This is a genomic window from Oceanimonas pelagia, from assembly GCF_030849025.1.
In the GTDB taxonomy this organism is placed as follows: domain Bacteria; phylum Pseudomonadota; class Gammaproteobacteria; order Enterobacterales; family Aeromonadaceae; genus Oceanimonas; species Oceanimonas pelagia.
Genome location: NZ_CP118224.1, coordinates 3055001 through 3071703 on the forward strand (window position 1 = coordinate 3055001; position 16703 = coordinate 3071703).

Annotated in this window: 16 protein-coding genes and 1 riboswitch (1 of these 17 cut by a window edge); of the genes, 9 read left to right on the top strand and 7 right to left on the bottom strand. The window is 60.3% G+C overall.

Features of this window, described 5'->3' with window-relative positions; all coding sequences use genetic code 11:
• Nucleotides 1–163, bottom strand: the start of a protein-coding gene (gene murI, locus PU634_RS14585) for a glutamate racemase (protein WP_306761492.1). Its footprint begins 638 nt before the window's first position; only the first 163 of its 801 coding nucleotides appear in the window; its start codon is at nt 161–163; its stop codon lies beyond the left edge, outside the window.
• Nucleotides 164–262: 99 nt separating this feature from the next.
• Nucleotides 263–2122, bottom strand: coding sequence for a TonB-dependent receptor domain-containing protein (locus tag PU634_RS14590; RefSeq protein ID WP_306761493.1), 1860 nt, complete (start codon nt 2120–2122; stop codon nt 263–265).
• A 35-nt stretch (nt 2123–2157) separates the two neighbouring features.
• Nucleotides 2158–2354, bottom strand: a riboswitch (cobalamin riboswitch).
• 182 nt (nt 2355–2536) lie between these two features.
• Here PU634_RS14590 and PU634_RS14595 point away from each other — a divergent pair.
• Entirely contained in the window at nt 2537–3877 is a 1341-nt protein-coding gene (locus PU634_RS14595; RefSeq protein WP_306761494.1) for a sulfite oxidase, read from the top strand.
• A gap of 9 nt (nt 3878–3886) precedes the next feature.
• Entirely contained in the window at nt 3887–4252 is a 366-nt protein-coding gene (locus PU634_RS14600) for a hypothetical protein (protein WP_306761495.1), read from the top strand.
• On the opposite strand, the gene PU634_RS14605 is transcribed toward PU634_RS14600, so the two are convergent.
• Entirely contained in the window at nt 4246–4773 is a 528-nt protein-coding gene (locus PU634_RS14605; protein ID WP_306761496.1) for a cobalamin adenosyltransferase family protein, read from the bottom strand. The two genes, PU634_RS14600 and PU634_RS14605, sit on opposite strands and share 7 nt — an antisense overlap.
• A 135-nt stretch (nt 4774–4908) precedes the next feature.
• Here PU634_RS14605 and trmA point away from each other — a divergent pair, with 135 nt between their 5' ends.
• Nucleotides 4909–6006 carry a tRNA (uridine(54)-C5)-methyltransferase TrmA gene (gene trmA, locus PU634_RS14610; RefSeq protein ID WP_306761497.1) on the top strand — a complete coding sequence of 366 codons (1098 nt, stop codon included), beginning with the start codon at nt 4909–4911 and terminating at the stop codon, nt 6004–6006.
• Between the two features lie 99 nt (nt 6007–6105).
• Here trmA and PU634_RS14615 read toward each other — a convergent pair whose 3' ends face one another.
• From PU634_RS14615 to rpmE, 3 genes are all read right to left on the bottom strand, one after another.
• A complete protein-coding gene (locus PU634_RS14615) occupies nt 6106–7350 on the bottom strand; it encodes a malic enzyme-like NAD(P)-binding protein (protein WP_306761498.1) in 1245 nt (414 codons plus the stop codon).
• A 120-nt stretch (nt 7351–7470) separates the two neighbouring features.
• Nucleotides 7471–8208 (bottom strand): thermonuclease family protein, encoded by a 738-nt coding sequence (locus PU634_RS14620; RefSeq protein ID WP_306763703.1) that lies wholly within the window; start codon nt 8206–8208, stop codon nt 7471–7473.
• A gap of 114 nt (nt 8209–8322) precedes the next feature.
• Nucleotides 8323–8538 carry a 50S ribosomal protein L31 gene (gene rpmE, locus PU634_RS14625; RefSeq protein WP_094200854.1) on the bottom strand — a complete coding sequence of 72 codons (216 nt, stop codon included), beginning with the start codon at nt 8536–8538 and terminating at the stop codon, nt 8323–8325.
• A 125-nt stretch (nt 8539–8663) separates the two neighbouring features.
• On the opposite strand from rpmE, the gene priA reads away from it, so the two are divergent.
• Nucleotides 8664–10874, top strand: a complete 2211-nt coding sequence (priA, locus tag PU634_RS14630) for a primosomal protein N' (protein WP_306761499.1) — start codon at nt 8664–8666, stop codon at nt 10872–10874.
• Between the two features lie 5 nt (nt 10875–10879).
• On the opposite strand, the gene PU634_RS14635 is transcribed toward priA, so the two are convergent.
• Nucleotides 10880–11470: an LON peptidase substrate-binding domain-containing protein gene (locus PU634_RS14635; protein WP_306761500.1), complete on the bottom strand. Its 591-nt coding sequence runs from the start codon at nt 11468–11470 to the stop codon at nt 10880–10882.
• Nucleotides 11471–11707: 237 nt separating this feature from the next.
• On the opposite strand from PU634_RS14635, the gene argS reads away from it, so the two are divergent.
• The 5 genes from argS (at nt 11708) to rraA (ending at nt 16673) form a co-directional block, all read left to right on the top strand.
• A complete protein-coding gene (gene argS, locus PU634_RS14640) occupies nt 11708–13462 on the top strand; it encodes an arginine--tRNA ligase (RefSeq protein ID WP_306761501.1) in 1755 nt (584 codons plus the stop codon).
• Between the two features lie 3 nt (nt 13463–13465).
• Entirely contained in the window at nt 13466–14050 is a 585-nt protein-coding gene (locus tag PU634_RS14645) for an SPOR domain-containing protein (RefSeq protein ID WP_306761502.1), read from the top strand.
• A 155-nt stretch (nt 14051–14205) separates the two neighbouring features.
• Nucleotides 14206–14736, top strand: a complete 531-nt coding sequence (hslV, locus tag PU634_RS14650; RefSeq protein ID WP_306761503.1) for an ATP-dependent protease subunit HslV — start codon at nt 14206–14208, stop codon at nt 14734–14736.
• A gap of 26 nt (nt 14737–14762) precedes the next feature.
• On the top strand, nt 14763–16091 hold the full coding sequence (gene hslU / locus PU634_RS14655; protein ID WP_306761504.1) for an ATP-dependent protease ATPase subunit HslU: 1329 nt from the start codon (nt 14763–14765) through the stop codon (nt 16089–16091).
• A 96-nt stretch (nt 16092–16187) separates the two neighbouring features.
• Nucleotides 16188–16673: a ribonuclease E activity regulator RraA gene (gene rraA / locus PU634_RS14660; protein ID WP_306761505.1), complete on the top strand. Its 486-nt coding sequence runs from the start codon at nt 16188–16190 to the stop codon at nt 16671–16673.
• The last annotated feature ends 30 nt before the right edge of the window (nt 16674–16703 follow it).

Below are 16703 nucleotides of genomic sequence, written 5' to 3' on the forward strand. Positions count from 1 at the left end.
GTTCCAGCACCCGCTCCACCAGATGGACCTCGCCCAGCTCGCCATAGGGAAAGCAGGCGTTGTCGAACAGGTAGAAGTACTGGTGTGCCGGCAGCGCCCGGTGCACTTCCCGGTAGACGGAAAGCCCCCCCATGCCGGAGTCGAAGATAAGAATGTTTGCCACTGACTGCCCTCGCTGTGCAAGGGCGCCATGATAACGCCAACGGCCAAAAAAGAAAAAAGCCGGCGCGAGGGCCGGCCTGGGGCGGAAATGTCTGGACGATCAGAAGCGGTAGTCAGCGCCGACGTAGAACTCCATATCGGGGGCATCGTAGCCATAAGTAACCTGATAGTCCTTGTCGAACAGGTTGTTCACCTTGCCATTCAGGGTCAGGTTGCTGGTGAGCGGATAGCGGGCACCGACGTTCCAGATAGTGTAGGAAGGCAATACCAGCTCTCTTGCCGGCCAAGTACTGAAATCGTTATCGCTCCGTTCACCCACATACAACACCTGAGCAAACAGGTTGACATCGGCCACATCAATATCACCGGTCCAACTGGCCTTGCGCTTGGCACGACGGATCAGCTGACGACCATTATTGTTCAGATCGTCAATATCGGTATGTTCAAAACTGACGGTGTGATGCAGCAGGCCTGTGTCCGCCTTGACGCTCAGTTCCAGCCCCTTGATCACCACATCGGTATTACCGAACCTTCTCTCACCCTGTCGACTAATCAGATTTTGAATATTGTTGCGGTACAGATTCAACTGCCAGTCAAGCAAGGAGTAATCACCAGACAACATCAACTCCCAGCTTTCCGATTCTTCGGGTTCCAGATTTGGCTTTTCATAGGAAGGCCAGTAGAGCTGGGTAAAGCTGGGCGCCTTGAAGGCAGTACCATAGCTAAGGGTAGCCTTGTGCTGCGCCGGCAGTTCCACCGACACAGCGGTTTGCCAGGTGTCATAAGTACCGAACTGCTCATTGTCATCGATTCGCCCGGTCAGCTCGATGGACACGGGCGCCCAGGTATGGAACACAGACGCGTAAACGCCGGTGTTATCCCTGTCGGGGGCGGAAAAGCTGATCAGCCCCGGCGGGAAGGTGTTCCAGTCCTGCGCTCTGGAACTAGACAACAAGCGCTCCCGCTGCCAGTCCATCCCCGCCAGCACATAGCCGGCGTCGGCGTAATGATACTGGGTCAGCCCCGCCACCTGAGTAACGGCCGTGCTGAGGTTGGTCTGGTACTGGCTGCCTTTGCCTTCGCCTTCATTCCAGGAAAGCAGCTCGGTTTCGCCGTAGCTTACGCTCAGCTGGCTATTCAACTGCTCATCCCGATAACGAATGCCGGCATCGGCCTGATAGGCGGTGGTCTGGGAGTAATCACCATCCCAGGGGTTGATGAAGTCACGGTTGACGTCATAGGCCACCTCATCCTGCCAGCTGTTCAAATTGGCATCCAACGTCCAGCGCGGATCCAGCTGATGCTCCACACCCAAAGTCAGATTTTTGCTTTCAAAGCCGTCGCGATCCGATTCATTATTATCTGCCACCACATCGTAACCACGGGTTTCCCGGTAACCGGTGGCCAGCTGCAGCCGAGTCGCGTCGGTCACCCACTGGTTGATGGAGACATCGGCGGCATAGTAGTCGTGACTACCAGTGGTAACTCCTACCTGAGCAGAGTTAACCTTGGAAGTGGTAATAATATTGACCACGCCACCGATGGCCTTGGAGCCATAAATGGCGGCGCGAGGACCACGAATATACTCAACGCGCTCCACATTATTCACCGGCAGCTGACTGAAGTTCACATCGCCAGAGACTGACCTGGCCATGGGCTTGCCATTCAGCAACACCAGTACGTGATCAGAATTGGTACCACGGATAAAGAGGCTGGAGTTTTGGCCAATACCACCGTTCTGGGTACCGAACTGCATTCCCGGCAGGGTTTCAAGCAAGTCGACGAGAGATCGGGGCTGGCGGCGTTCAATTTCGGCCTTGGTGATCACTTCCACCGGGGCCAGAGCACTGGTGAGCGGCTGCTCAACCCGGTTGTAGATGGTGATGGAGGTGGGGTCGGATGAATTCTGGGCAAAGGCGGCCCATGGCAGCAAGGCGGCTGCCAACAACTTTCTGGACATGTTCTTCCCTAGTACGCGTAGTGAGGCCAGCAGGCCTTGTGATTTCCTCTTTGGCAGGTATTCGGGCTTGAAGGCTCGGGCTGTGGCCCACCTACGGCGACGGCTTCCCACCTTGCGGCAGTGCCTGAGTTTCCCCGTGTCGCTTTCGTTCCTTTTTACCGCTGCGCGCCAGCTCCGGATTTGCACCGGATTCCCGTTTACGCCTGTCGGCACCAAAGCGCGGGCATTATAGGCATTGGTGATCTGACTGTATATGCATATTTAGCGACAGAAAAAGCACACCTCCTGCAAACGGCAAATATGAGCGAGCTCGCAATTACAGAATATTTACATATATTTAACTTCGAACTGTTTGATAGCCTGAATGTTAACCATATGAGCCCCATCGCCAACCACGCACAAGGAGAGAACATCATGGCCAGCGACTCCGACAACAAGCAACCGCCGCAGCAGCGGGGACTGCACGAGCTTTACCGGGAAGACCCCATCAAGGCCGATGAGCAACTCTGGGGCCGGGAAACCGATCCCGGCAGCCGCCGCGGCTTTTTAAAACGCAGCGGCCTGCTGGCCATGGCCACGGCACTGGGGGCCAGCATTCCCTTTGCCAAAAACATGCCGGCCGGCCTGATCCCGGCGGCCTTTGCCCAGTCGGACGAACCCTTTACCCTGCCGGGCAAGGAAGGACTGGTGGTGCTCAACGACAGGCCCATCAATGCCGAAACGCCGCCGCACCTGCTGGATGACGAAGTCACGCCGGCCCGGCACATGTTTGTGCGCAACAACGGCCTGGTGCCCAATATTGACACTCTGAACCCGGACAACTGGACCCTGGAGATAGGTGGCGAATCCTGCGAGACCCCCACCACCTTTACCCTTGCCGAGCTCAAGTCCCGCTTCAAGCATTACAGCTATCAGCTGACGGTGGAATGCGGCGGCAACGGCCGCAGTGAATACGTACCGGCGGCCAGCGGCAACCAGTGGACGACGGGAGCGGTGGCCTGCCCCAAATTTACCGGGGTGCGACTGCGGGATGTACTGGAAGCCTGCGGCATCAAAAAGGACGCGGTGTACATCGGCTACTACGGCGGCGATCTGCACCCCAGCGGCGACCCGAGCAAGGAAGCCATTTCCCGGGGCGTGCCCATGTCCAAGGCGCTGGAAGACGAAACCCTGATCGCCTGGGCCATGAACGATGAAGACATGCCGGTACTGAACGGTCATCCGCTGCGGCTGGTGTGCGGCGGCTGGCCCGCCTCCACCTCGGGCAAATGGCTGAAGAAAATCGTGATCCGCAACCAGGTGCACGACGGCAACAAGATGGCCGCCCCCTCCTATATGGTGCCCAAATACCCGGTGGCGCCGGGCACCCAGGTGCCGAACGAAGATATGGAAATTATTGAATCCATGCCGGTCAAATCGCTGATCACCTTTCCCAAAACCGGCATCAGCCACGCGCTGGGCCAGCCACTGGCGGTGCGTGGACACGCCTGGGCCGGAGACCTGGCGGTGAACGAAGTGCACCTGTCCATCGACTTTGGCGCCACCTGGCACAAGGCCGAATTGCGCGCTCCGGTCAACCGGCTGGCCTGGCAGCACTGGCACAGCGAGCTGAGCTTTCCGGAAAAGGGCTATTACGAGATCTGGGCCAAGGCGGTAGACACCAATGGCAAGGCGCAACCCATGGTGGTGCCGGGCTGGAACCCCAGAGGCTACCTCAACAACGCCTGCCATCGCATTGCGGTGCAAATCGTCTAGGAGGCACCCATGATACGCACTGCTGCACTGGGCCTGCTGCTGGGCCTGGCCGCCATACCGGCCGCTGCCGCCGAACTGGACCCGCAAACCGGCTTTATCATCGCCCCCGGCTGGGAGACGGTGCGCAACAACTGCACCGCCTGCCATTCCGCCAAACTGGTTACCCAGAACAGCGGCAGCCGGGAGCACTGGCTGTCACTGATCCGCTGGATGCAGGAGAAGCAGGGATTGTGGGCCTTTGATGCCCAGACCGAAGACACCATTCTCAGCTATCTGAGCACCGCCTATGGGCCCAAGACCGGCGCCCGCCGGCCACCACTGAGGATGGATCAGCTGCCGGAAAATCCCTACCGGCCATCGACCGAATCTCAGTAATTCACGCTGATGTAGGGCACTTCTTCCACGTTCAGCCGGGCCTTGATGGCCACGGTGAGCACACAGAAGAAGTTGGCCAGCACATTGGCAAAGCGGGGCAGGGTTTCGTCGAAACGCCTGCCTTCTTCCTCCAGCCGCACCAGCATGCGCACAATTTTCTTGGCGGTACAACGGCACAGGTGCAGCTGCGGCACCGGTGCCGGCCCGCGGGGCAACACGAATCCCGTTACCCTGCCCTGGGTTTGCTGCTGATAATGGCTGTAACGCTCTTTCAGCCACTCGATATGCGGCTCAAAAATGCCGTTCTTGCCCCGTACCGACCCGTTCAGGTGATAAATCAGTGGCTGTAGCTGCTCGAGATCAACCTGGATGTCGTCGCAGCCTGCGGGCAGTGCCGCCAGCACCACGCCAAGGTGGCAGCAGAGCTCGTCGGTGAGAATTTCATAATCGCAGGTGAGGCGGGTTTCATAGATGAAGGGGTAACACCACTCCCGCAAGTCGTCCGGCCTGGGTCGCCGCATGGGCTGGCTCCTGAAGTCTGAATGCTGCCCCAAGTCTGGCAAAAAGTCCTCACTGCCACCAGCTTCGGGGCGGCCAACTGGACAAATTCACTACAACCCGTAGAATTTGCGCTCCGTTTTAAAGTGAGGCACGTCATGAGCACCCAGGTCACCCCGCACAGCTACCAGACCCAACTGGACGAAAAGGCCGCCCGGCTGGAGCAGACCTTTGCTCCCTTCAATCCACCCGCGCTGGAAATCTTTGCGTCCGAACCCGAGCACTACCGCATGCGGGCCGAATTCCGGGTGTGGCACGAAGGCGACGACCTCTACTACATCATGTTCGACCAGGCCACCCGGGAAAAATACCGGGTTGAGCGGTTTCCGGCCGCCTCAGCACTGATCAACACCGCCATGCCGCTGCTGCTGGAAGCGCTCAGGCCCAACCCGGTACTGCGCCGCAAGCTGTTTCAGGTAGACTTTCTGTCGTCTTTGAGCAACGAGCTGGTGATCAGCCTGCTGTATCACCGCCAGCTGGGTGAAGACTGGCAGGCCGAGGTGCAGCATTTACGCGCCCGGCTGAAAGAACAAGGCATCAGCGCCCATATTATCGGCCGCGCCAAAAAGCAGAAGCTGGTGCACGACTGCGATTATGTAGTGGAGCGGCTGAACGTGGCCGGCAAAGAGCTGATTTATCAGCAGGTAGAAAACAGCTTTACCCAACCCAACGGCCGCATGAACGAGCACATGCTGGGCTGGGCGCTGGACGTGACACAAGGAGCCAGTGGTGATCTGCTGGAGCTGTATTGCGGTAACGGCAACTTCTCCCTGGCCCTGGCGCGAAACTTTCGCCGGGTGCTGGCCACGGAGATTTCCAGCTCGTCGGTGAAGTCGGCCCAGTACAACATTGCCGAAAATGCCATCGACAACGTCACCATACTGCGCATGTCGGCGGAAGAGTTCACCCAGGCCATGCGTGGCGTACGCGAGTTTCGCCGGTTAAAAGGCGTGGACCTGCAAAGCTACGAGTGCAACACCATACTGGTGGATCCGCCCCGGGCCGGACTGGACGAAGACACCGTGAAGCTGGTGCAGGACTACGACAACATCGTTTATATCTCCTGCAACCCGGACACCCTGCTCCAAAACCTGAACACCCTGGGTCAGACCCACCATATCGGCCGCTTTGCGCTGTTTGACCAGTTCCCCTACACCCACCATATGGAAGCCGGAGTATACCTGACCCGTAAGTAAGGAGTGACGGGTGAGGAGATTCACCCTCCCCCTCACGTCTCACATTCAAAATAACAAAAAGGGGAGCCGAAGCTCCCCTTTTTCATACTGGGCCGAAACTCAGTCCAGCATGTAGTTTTCCGGCAGGGCGATGCGGGCCACACCGGATTCCACGGCGGCCACGGCCACGGCGCGGGCCACGCGGGGCAGCAGGCGCGGGTCCATCGGCTTCGGAATCACGTAGTCCTTGCCGAACGTCAGCGAGTCGTAACCGGAAGCAACCAGCACTTCCTGGGGTACCGGTTCCTTGGCCAGGGCACGAATGGCGTCAACGGCAGCCACTTTCATCTCGTCGTTGATCTGGGTGGCACGCACGTCCAGAGCACCGCGGAAGATGAAGGGGAAGCACAGCACGTTGTTCACCTGGTTGGGGTAGTCGGAACGACCGGTACCCATCACCAGATCATCACGGGTAGCGTGAGCCAGCTCGGGCTTGATCTCCGGATCCGGGTTGGAGCAGGCGAAGATAACCGGGTTCGGCGCCATCAGCTTGACGGCCTCGGCCGGCAGCACGTCGGGGCCGGATACACCCACGAACACGTCGGCGTCGGTGATCACATCTTCCAGGGTACGCTTGTCGGTGTTGTTGGCAAACAGCGCCTTGTATTCGTTCAGATCGTCACGGCGAGTATGAATAACGCCGTTGCGGTCCAGCATGTAGATGTTCTCACGCTGGGCGCCACACTTGATCAGCAGCTCCATACAGGCTACTGCGGCGGCACCGGCGCCCATGCACACGATGCGGGCTTCGGCGATGTCCTTGCCCTGCACTTCCAGAGAGTTGATCAGACCCGCTGCGGTTACGATGGCAGTGCCGTGCTGGTCGTCGTGGAACACGGGCACGTTGCAGCGCTCGATGAGTTCACGCTCGATCTCAAAGCACTCGGGCGCCTTGATGTCTTCCAGGTTGATGCCGCCAAAAGTGTCGGCGATGGCTTCAACGGTCTGAATGAACTCTTCGGTGGTGCGGTGCTTGACTTCGATGTCTACGGAGTCAAGGCCGGCGAAACGCTTGAACAGCAGCGCCTTGCCTTCCATGACCGGCTTGGATGCCAGCGGTCCCAGGTTACCCAGACCCAGAATGGCGGTACCGTTGGAGATAACCGCAACCAGGTTGCCTTTGGCGGTGTACTTGTAGGCATTTTCCGGATCGGCGGCGATTTCGCGCACCGGCTCGGCTACGCCCGGGCTGTAGGCCAGAGCCAGATCCTTGGCGGTCTCTGCCGGCTTGCTGATTTCAACGGAGATTTTGCCCGGCTTGGGGAAAGCATGATAGTCGAGCGCTTTTTGACGGAAGTCGGTCATTTTGCAAGTACCCTGATGCGATTGTAGACATTTGTTCGATTACACTGTGAACAAGTTTATCACAATGTTTATACAATGTGATACTAATCAACTTTTTTCACCTTGCCCAGCCTGATCCCGTTATTTTTCCCGGTAGAACTGCCAGGGGTGGTTAAGCCACAGCAGCCATCCGGCGTCGGTTCTGTGCACCCGGCCACGAACAAACAAGTGTTCGCCGGTCCGCAGCCGGCCCAGTGCCCGGCGTGACTCGGCGGGCAATTGCCGGCCGGCACGCAGCTCCAGTCCGCCTGCACCCAGCAGCGTCACGCGGCCGCGGTGCGCACGTACTTCATGCACCCGGATCAACAGGGGCTGCCAGCCCGGTTGCACGGGCACATTGGGCACCCCGTGCGACCAGATACCCAGTTGCCGGCGGCGAGCGCGCTGCTCGGCCTGCAACAGGCAACGCCAGTGACCGTGATTGGGCGGGATCAGCATCAGCTCCCCCAAGCCTGCCGCCAGCATGCCTGCTACCAGCAAGCGGCCATCGTTGGTCAGAGGGTGAGCCAAAAGGCGTCCATAATCATCACGCCTTTTTCTGGCAAAAACCAGTTTCATTTGACTCTCATCAGGCAATTTATTGCGCAGCCACCGCCTCGCCGCCACAGCACCGGGCTCGGGAGCGAAACGACCGTTTTTGTATAGCTCTGGCGAATTTATTCCTACAAAGCGAATGCGTCTGCCATCTTCAAGATGGACAGTATCTCCGTCTATTACCTTTTTGACATTTACGGTTTCGTACTGGTGGTACTGCGGGCAGGCGGACGCCGCCTCAAGGGGAAATAAAACAAGCAGAAAAAGACAGATTCGAACCAACATGATGGCACACCGGTATCGGGCTGACCTGATTAACCATGCAGGAACAAGGGGGGTTGCGCAAATGGCAGGCAACAAAAAAGCGCCCGCAGGCGCTTTTTTCGAAACCGAAACAGCTTACTTCTTGCTGCCCAGCATGCCGAAACGCTTGTTGAAGCGATCAACACGGCCGCCGGTATCAACGATCTTCTGCTTGCCGGTGAAGAAGGGGTGGCAGGCGGAGCAAACGTCCAGGTTCAGATCATGGCCCAGGGTGGAGCGGGTCTTGATCTCGTTACCGCAAGAACATTTGGCAACAATTTCTTTGTATTCCGGGTGGATACCTTGTTTCATGGACAACCTCTGTCAATAGGCCGTGTCGCTATCTGATCCTGAGCCAGACACCACACGAGTGTTACACGTTTTGTGAAGGGTGCGAATAATATAGGATCGCCCTTTTTCAGGCAAGGAAAATGCGGATGAAAAAACCAGCAACGCCCCCTCCCGGTCAGGCCGGCCTGCTGCGCGTGGTGCTGCCCGTTCCGCTGCGCCGGGAATTCGATTATCTTTGCCCCCTGCCCCTGCCCTTACCCGGTTGCCGGGTGAGGGTACCTTTCGGCAACCGGTCTCTGGTGGGGCTGGTGCTGTCCCATCCCGAACACACCGAGGTCGACCTCGCCCGCATCAAGCCGGTGACCGCCGTGATTGATACCTGTCCCGTGCTCGGGAAAGCCGAGCGCAAACTGCTGGCCTGGGCGGCACAATACTATCTGCACCCGCCGGGCGAGGTGTACTTCCAGGCCCTGCCCACCCTGTTGCGCAAGGGCGAGGATGCCGGCTACAAACCGGTGGAGGCCTGGCACGCACTGAGCGGCGATAGCACCACCCTGAGCAGGGCGGTCAAACAACGGCAGGCCTTCGAGCTGCTGACTCAGGGGCCCATGCCCCCGGGGGAACTGGCGGCCCGGGGCGTGACCTCCGCCACCCTCAACGCCCTGGCCAGAAAAGGCCTGGCGGAAAAGCGGCAAACCCTGCCCACCCCCACCGACTGGCACGGTGAAGTGACCATCAATGAGGACGGCAAGCCGCGCCTGACCACGGAGCAGGCGCTGGCGGTGAGCCTGTTGCAGCAAGCCGAGGGCTTCAGCCCGTTTCTGCTGGAGGGCATTACCGGCTCGGGCAAGACCGAAGTGTATCTGCAGGCCATGGAGCCGGTGCTCAAGGCCGGCAAACAGGTGCTGGTCATGGTGCCGGAAATCGGCCTCACGCCCCAGACCATTGCCCGCTTTCAGCGCCGCTTTCCGCTGCCGGTGTGCACCCTGCACTCGGCCATGAACGAGCGGGAACGGCTCGACGCCTGGCTGGCCTGCAAGGACGGCAGCGCCGCCATCGTGATTGGCACCCGCTCGGCACTGCTCACCCCCTTTGCCCGGCTGGGGCTGATCATCATCGACGAGGAGCACGACGCTTCATTCAAACAGCAGGATGGCTTTCGCTACCATGCCCGGGATCTGGCGCTGCTGCGCGCCCGGCAGCTGAACATTCCCATCGTACTGGGCTCGGCCACCCCCAGCTTTGAAAGCCTGCACAACACCGCCAATGGCAAGTACCAACGGCTGACCCTGAGTCAGCGCCCGGGCAGCGCCACCGTGGCCGAGCACCTGCTGCTCGACAGCCGCCACGTGCAGCTGGAGGCCGGACTGTCGCCCCAGTTGCAGCAGCTGATGGCCGGTGAGCTGGAGCAGGGCAATCAGGTGATGCTGTTTCTCAACCGCCGGGGTTATGCCCCGGTGCTGCTGTGCCACGACTGCGGCTGGCTGGCCGACTGCGAGCGCTGCGATGCGCACTACACCTGGCACAAGAGTGGCAACCGGCTGCACTGCCACCACTGCGATCACCAGCGAGCCAAACCGCCCCACTGTCCTCAGTGCGGCAGTGTCAGGCTGGTGGGCACCGGCCTGGGTACCGAGCAGGTGGAGCAGGCGCTGGCAGTATTGTTTCCCCAGTACAGCACCATTCGTATCGACCGGGACAACACTCGGCGTAAGGGCAGCTTTGAGCAGCATCTGGAAGGCATTCGCGCCGGCAAGTACCAGATCCTGATCGGCACCCAGATGCTGGCCAAGGGCCATCATTTTCCCGACGTCACCCTGGTGGCCATGCTGGACGTGGACGGCGCCCTGTTTGCCGGCGACTTTCGGGCCGCCGAGCGCCTGGCCCAGCTCTATATTCAGGTGGCCGGCCGCGCCGGCCGCGCCAGCAAGCCGGGCCGGGTGGTGTTGCAGACCCACCACCCGGATCATGCTCTGTTGCAGGATCTGGCCAACCAGGGCTATCGCCACTTTGCCCACACCGCGCTGGAAGAACGCCGCCGGGCCGGGCTGCCGCCCTACAGCCATCAGGCGCTGTTTCGCTGCCAGGCCACGCAGGGGGAAGCCTGCCGGGAATTTCTGGTGCCCCTGGCGCAACAACTGACCCCCGCCCTGCCCGCCACCGTGCTGTGCCTGGGCCCGTTCAGCGCCCGCATGGAGCGCAAGGCCGGGCAGTACCGCTATCAGATGCTGCTGCAGGCAAACAGCCGGCGGGATCTGGCCTCGGCCTGCCGGCGGGCGCTGGCCATTGCCGACACCTTGCCGGCGGCACGCCGAGTAAGATGGTCGCTGGATGTGGATCCACAGGAATTGTGGTAAGGCCCTCAGTGCCGCTGACCGGGACGGGGCTCGGGGGTGATCATCGATAACAGAAAGGTCAGTGCCCGGTGGCAGCTGGGCTCGCTCATCAGCAGCTGGGTATAGTCGTTCTTGATGGGCAGCACTTCCAGCCAGCGCTGGGTTACCCAGGCGGCGTCCTGCCAGCGGGGCCTGGGGTGCAGGTCTGCCAGCTCCGGATATTCGCTGAATACTTCCTGCAGCTTGTCGGACAGGATCTGCTGCACCGGTGACAGTGAGCAGGAACGCCAGTTGTCGAGCAACTCCACCTCGGCCTGCAGCAGGCCATCGGCTTCCCGCTCCAGTGCGCGAATGCGAAAGCGCTCGGTAGCTTCCACGGTAATGCCGAGCAGGCCGTCATCCAGGGTATAGAAGTCCACAATCTTCACCCGGGCGCCCAGCATGTAAAGATCGCCCTTGCCGCGGTCGTCGGGTTCTTCCAGCATGCCGATGCCAAAGCCGCGCTCGTCCCTGCCGGCCTCGGCCACCATGCGCACATATTTGGGTTCAAAAATGCGCAGCGGCACCCGACCTTCCGGCAGCAGATGCAGGGTGAGCGGTAACAGTGCCAGTCTCATGGGCGGCTCCTTCGTTGCTTTCTTCAGCATGAACGAGTAGGACAGACTTTGCCAGCATGCCGTTTTGAAGCCACTGGCCAGTCGTGCCGTTACATTCAAAAGACCCGTTTACGGTAACGCCACTTTCAGTGGCGGGTTGCCGGCGGCCTTGAACGGTAGTTTTTGACGCCCGTTATGAGTAGAATTTGGGCCCCTCGGGTTTTCTTCGACCTTGTCTCAAACTTTGGTGAACTGACAATGAAAGAACATATTCAAGCGCTGCTTGAGCAGACGGTCTCTACTCTCAAGCAACAGGGCAAGCTGCCTGCCGAGCTGGAGCCCCGCATCCAGGTAGACCGCACCAAAGACAAGGCTCACGGCGATCTGGCCACCAACCTGGCGCTGCTGCTGGCCAAGCCCGCCGGCCAGAATCCCCGCGCCCTGGCCCAATTGCTGGTGGATAACCTGCCCGCGTCCGAGCTGGTGGCCAAAACCGAGCTGGCCGGACCCGGATTTATCAACTTTTTTCTCGACAGCGGCTGGCTGGCCCGCCAGATCGACGCCATGGTGACCGATGAACGCGCCAATGTGCCGCTGGCCGAGCAGCCACAAACCGTGGTGGTGGACTACTCCGCGCCCAACGTGGCCAAGGAAATGCATGTGGGCCACCTGCGCTCCACCATCATCGGCGACGCCGTGGTACGCACCCTGGAATTCCTGGGTCACAAGGTGATTCGCGCCAATCACATCGGCGACTGGGGCACCCAGTTCGGCATGCTGATCGCCTATCTGGAAAAGCTGGAGCAGGAAAACCCGGACGTGCTGTCTTCCGGTCTGTCGGATCTGGAGCAGTTCTACCGGGAGTCCAAGCAGCAGTACGACGCCGACCCCGACTTCGCCGAGCGCGCCCGCAACTATGTGGTGAAGCTGCAGGGCGGCGACGCCTACTGCCTGAACATGTGGCAAAAGCTGGTGGACGTGACCCTGAAGCACAACCAGGAAGTGTATGACCGCCTGGGCGTGTCGCTGACCCCGGACAACGTCATGGGCGAAAGCATGTACAACCCCATGCTCAACGACATCGTCGCCGATCTGCAGCAACAGGGACTGGCGGTGGAAGACGAGGGCGCCCTGGTAGTGTACCTCGACGAATACAAGAACAAGGACGGCGACCCCATGGGGGTGATCGTGCGCAAGAAGGACGGCGGCTTCCTCTACACCACCACCGACATCGCCTGCGCCAAATACCGTTACGAGCAGCTGGGTGCCGACCGGGCGCTGTATTTTATCGACTCCCGCCAGCACCAGCACCTGATGCAGGCATGGACCATAGTGCGCAAGGCCGGTTATGTGCCCGACACCATGAGCCTGGAGCACCACGCCTTTGGCATGATGCTGGGCAAGGACGGCCGCCCGTTCAAGACCCGCTCCGGCGGCACCATCAAGCTGGTGGATCTGCTCAACGAGGCCGAGGAGCGCGCAGCTGCCCTGCTGGAGCAGAAACAGACCGATCTCAGCGCCGAAGAAAAGGCCCAGGTAGTGCGGCGGGTGGCCATGGCGGCGGTGAAATACGCCGATCTGTCCAAGAGCCGCACCACCGACTACATCTTCGACTGGGACAACATGCTGTCGTTCGAGGGCAACACCGCCCCCTACCTGCAGTATGCCTATACCCGGGTGCAGTCCATCTTCCGCAAGGCCGGCGTCAGCGCCGAGGCCCTGAGTGGCAAGGTGGTGATCGAGGCCCCGGCGGAAGAAGCCCTGGCCCAGAAGCTGGTGCAGTTCAACGATACCGTCAGATCGGTGGCCGACAAGGGCATGCCCCACCTGCTGTGCCTCTACCTGTACGAGCTGTCCGGTGCCTTTATGAGCTTCTACGAAGCCTGTCCCATCAACAAGGACGGCGTCACCGGCGAGGCCCGGGCCAGCCGCCTGCGGCTGTGCGCCGCCACCGCCAAGGTGCTGCAGCAGGGCCTGTCCCTGCTCGGCATCGACACTCTGGAGCGCATGTAAGCCATGGCCAGGGATTACGTTCGCCGCAGTCCGCCCAAAAGAAAGGGAGGCGGCCAGCAGCGTGCCGGCGGCCGAGGCCGGGCACCCGAGCGGCGTGTTCCCTGGCTGGCCATGCTGTTCGCCCTGGCGCTGCTGGGCGGCATGGGCTACCTCATTCATCTGGTCAAGGGCTCGGCAGGTGATCACCGCCCCGCCGAGCCCGCCCCGGCGCAACAGCCGGCGCCGGCGAACAAGGTCAATCCCATCGATCAAAAGCCGGTGGAAAAATGGCGTTACATCGAGCAGCTGGAAAACAAGGAAGTGGTGGTGAGCGTGCCCACCCCCGCCAACGAGCGTAAAAAGCCCGACGCCACCCCCAGCGTGACCTACTACATGCAGTGCGGCTCCTTTCGCTCTTCGGCCCAGGCAGAGCAGCTGAAGGCGCGCATCGCCTTTCAGGGCCTGGCCTCGGAGGTCAAACGCAGCGAAGGCAGCAACGGCGTCTGGTACCGGGTGGTGATGGGCCCCTACGACAGCAAGCGCCAGGCCGACCAGGAAAAGCACAAGATGAGCCGCATCAACACCGGCTGCATTGTACTGCAGGGCTGAATTCGGGCCCGGTACCGCCTTCACCTCTTTTCGATCACCACACTGCCGGCACAGTGGTATCACCCCGGGGTTGAAGTTTTTCTTGCTCGCCCCCATCTCCGTGAACATGACATTCTCGCCGGCCCGGCCGGCAACACCGTCAAGTGAGGTTCACAGTGACAACAATCGTTTCAGTACGCCGTAACGGCAAGGTGGTTATCGGTGGCGATGGCCAGGTTTCCCTGGGCAATACCGTGATGAAAGGCAACGCCCGCAAGGTACACCGCCTGTACAACGGCAAGGTGCTGGCCGGTTTTGCCGGCGGCACCGCCGATGCCTTTACCCTGCTGGAACGCTTTGAGGCCAAGCTTCAGGCCCACCAGGGCAACCTGGAACGTGCCGCCGTGGCGCTGGCCAAGGACTGGCGGACCGACCGCGCCCTGCGCCGGCTTGAAGCCCTGCTGGCGGTGGCCGACGAAAAGCATTCCTTTATCATTACCGGCAACGGCGACGTGGTGCAGCCCGAGCAGGATCTGATCGCCATCGGCTCCGGCGGCGCCTTTGCCCAGTCCGCCGCCCGCGCCCTGCTGGAAAACACCGACATGAACGCCCGCGACATAGTGGAAAAGGCGCTGACCATCGCCGGCGACATCTGTGTTTACACCAACGGCAACCAGACCATTGAAGAACTCGACTACGGCCGCTGAGGCTGCCGCTGCAACAGGATTACATTATGTCTGAGATGACCCCGAGAGAAATCGTCCACGAGCTGGACCGTCATATCGTTGGCCAAAGCGAGGCCAAGCGCGCCGTGGCCATTGCCCTGCGCAACCGCTGGCGGCGCATGCAGCTCGAGCCCGAACTGCGCCAGGAAGTGACTCCCAAGAACATTCTGATGATAGGTCCCACCGGCGTGGGCAAGACCGAAATCGCCCGCCGCCTGGCCAAGCTGGCCAACGCCCCCTTTATCAAGGTGGAAGCAACCAAGTTCACCGAAGTGGGCTATGTGGGCAAGGAAGTAGACTCCATCATTCGCGATCTTACCGACATTGCCATGAAGATGGTGCGCGAGCAGCAGATGGAAAAATACCGTCACCGCGCCGAGGAAGCCGCCGAGGAGCGGGTGCTCGACGCCCTGCTGCCCAACCCCCGCAACGGCTGGGGTGAGGAAGAAAAGGCCGACAACAGCGGCAGCCGCCAGATCTTTCGCAAGAAGCTGCGAGAAGGCCAGCTCGACGACAAGGAAATCGAGATCAACGTGGCCGCGCCGCAAATGGGCGTGGAGATCATGGCCCCTCCCGGCATGGAGGAAATGACCAACCAGCTGCAGGGCATGTTCCAGAACCTGGCCGGCAATACCAGCAAGCAGCGCAAAATGAAGATCAAGGAAGCCTTCAAACTGCTGGTGGAAGAAGAGGCCGCCAAACTGGTGAACCCGGAAGAGCTGAAGGAACAGGCCATTCACGCGGTGGAAAACCACGGCATCGTGTTTATCGACGAGTTCGACAAGATCTGCAAGCGCGGCGAAAGTTCCGGCCCCGATGTATCCCGCGAGGGCGTACAGCGGGATCTGCTGCCACTGATTGAAGGCAGCACCGTCAACACCAAGCACGGCATGGTGCGCACCGACCACATGCTGTTTATCGCTTCAGGGGCCTTTCAGGTGGCGCGGCCTTCCGATCTGATCCCCGAGTTGCAGGGCCGCCTGCCCATTCGGGTGGAGCTGAATTCGCTCAACACCGAAGACTTCGAGCGCATTCTCACCGAGCCCAGCGCCTCGCTCACCGAGCAGTACAAGGCACTGCTGGCCACCGAAAACGTGAACGTGGAATTCACCAAGGAAGGCATTCGCCGCCTGGCCGAGGCCGCCTGGCGAGTGAACGAAACCACCGAGAATATCGGTGCCCGTCGTCTGCACACCGTGATGGAGCGGTTGCTCGACGAGCTGTCGTTCGAGGCGTCCGACAAGTCCGGTGAAACCATTACCGTGGACGCCGACTATGTGGATCGTTACCTCAAGAACCTGGTGGAAGACGAGGATCTGAGCCGCTTTATTCTTTGATTCATATGATTCCGGGAGCGGTCACATCATTGTGATTGAAAACCGCTCCCGCCTCTTTATACTGAAGTTACCTTGTCTTCAGGCGTGGCTGATCCCATGGAATACAATACTTCTGAACTGTGCGATACCTACATTGACATGGTCGACGTCGTCGAACCCATGTTTTCCACTTTTGGCGGACGCAGCTCTTTTGGCGGCGTGGTCACCACCGTCAAATGCTTTGAGTCCAACGGACTGATCCTTGAGGCGGTAAAGCAAAACGGCGTGGGTCGGGTATTGCTGATCGACGGCGGCGGCTCACTGCGCCGGGCGCTGGTCGATGCCGAGATCGCCGAAACCGCGGCGGAAAACGGCTGGGAAGGCATTGTCTGCTATGGCTGCGTGCGCGAAGTCGACGCCCTGGAAGACACCGATATCGGTATTCAGGCGCTGGCCTCCATTCCGGTGGGTGCCGACGACAGCGACACCGGCGAAATGGATGTACCGGTCAACTTCGGCGGCGTGACCTTTCTGCCGGAAGATCACCTGTATGCCGACACCACCGGCATTATTCTGTCGCCGGAAGCCCTCGACATCGAGTAATGCCGCTGTCGTCAGCCAATAAAAACGCCG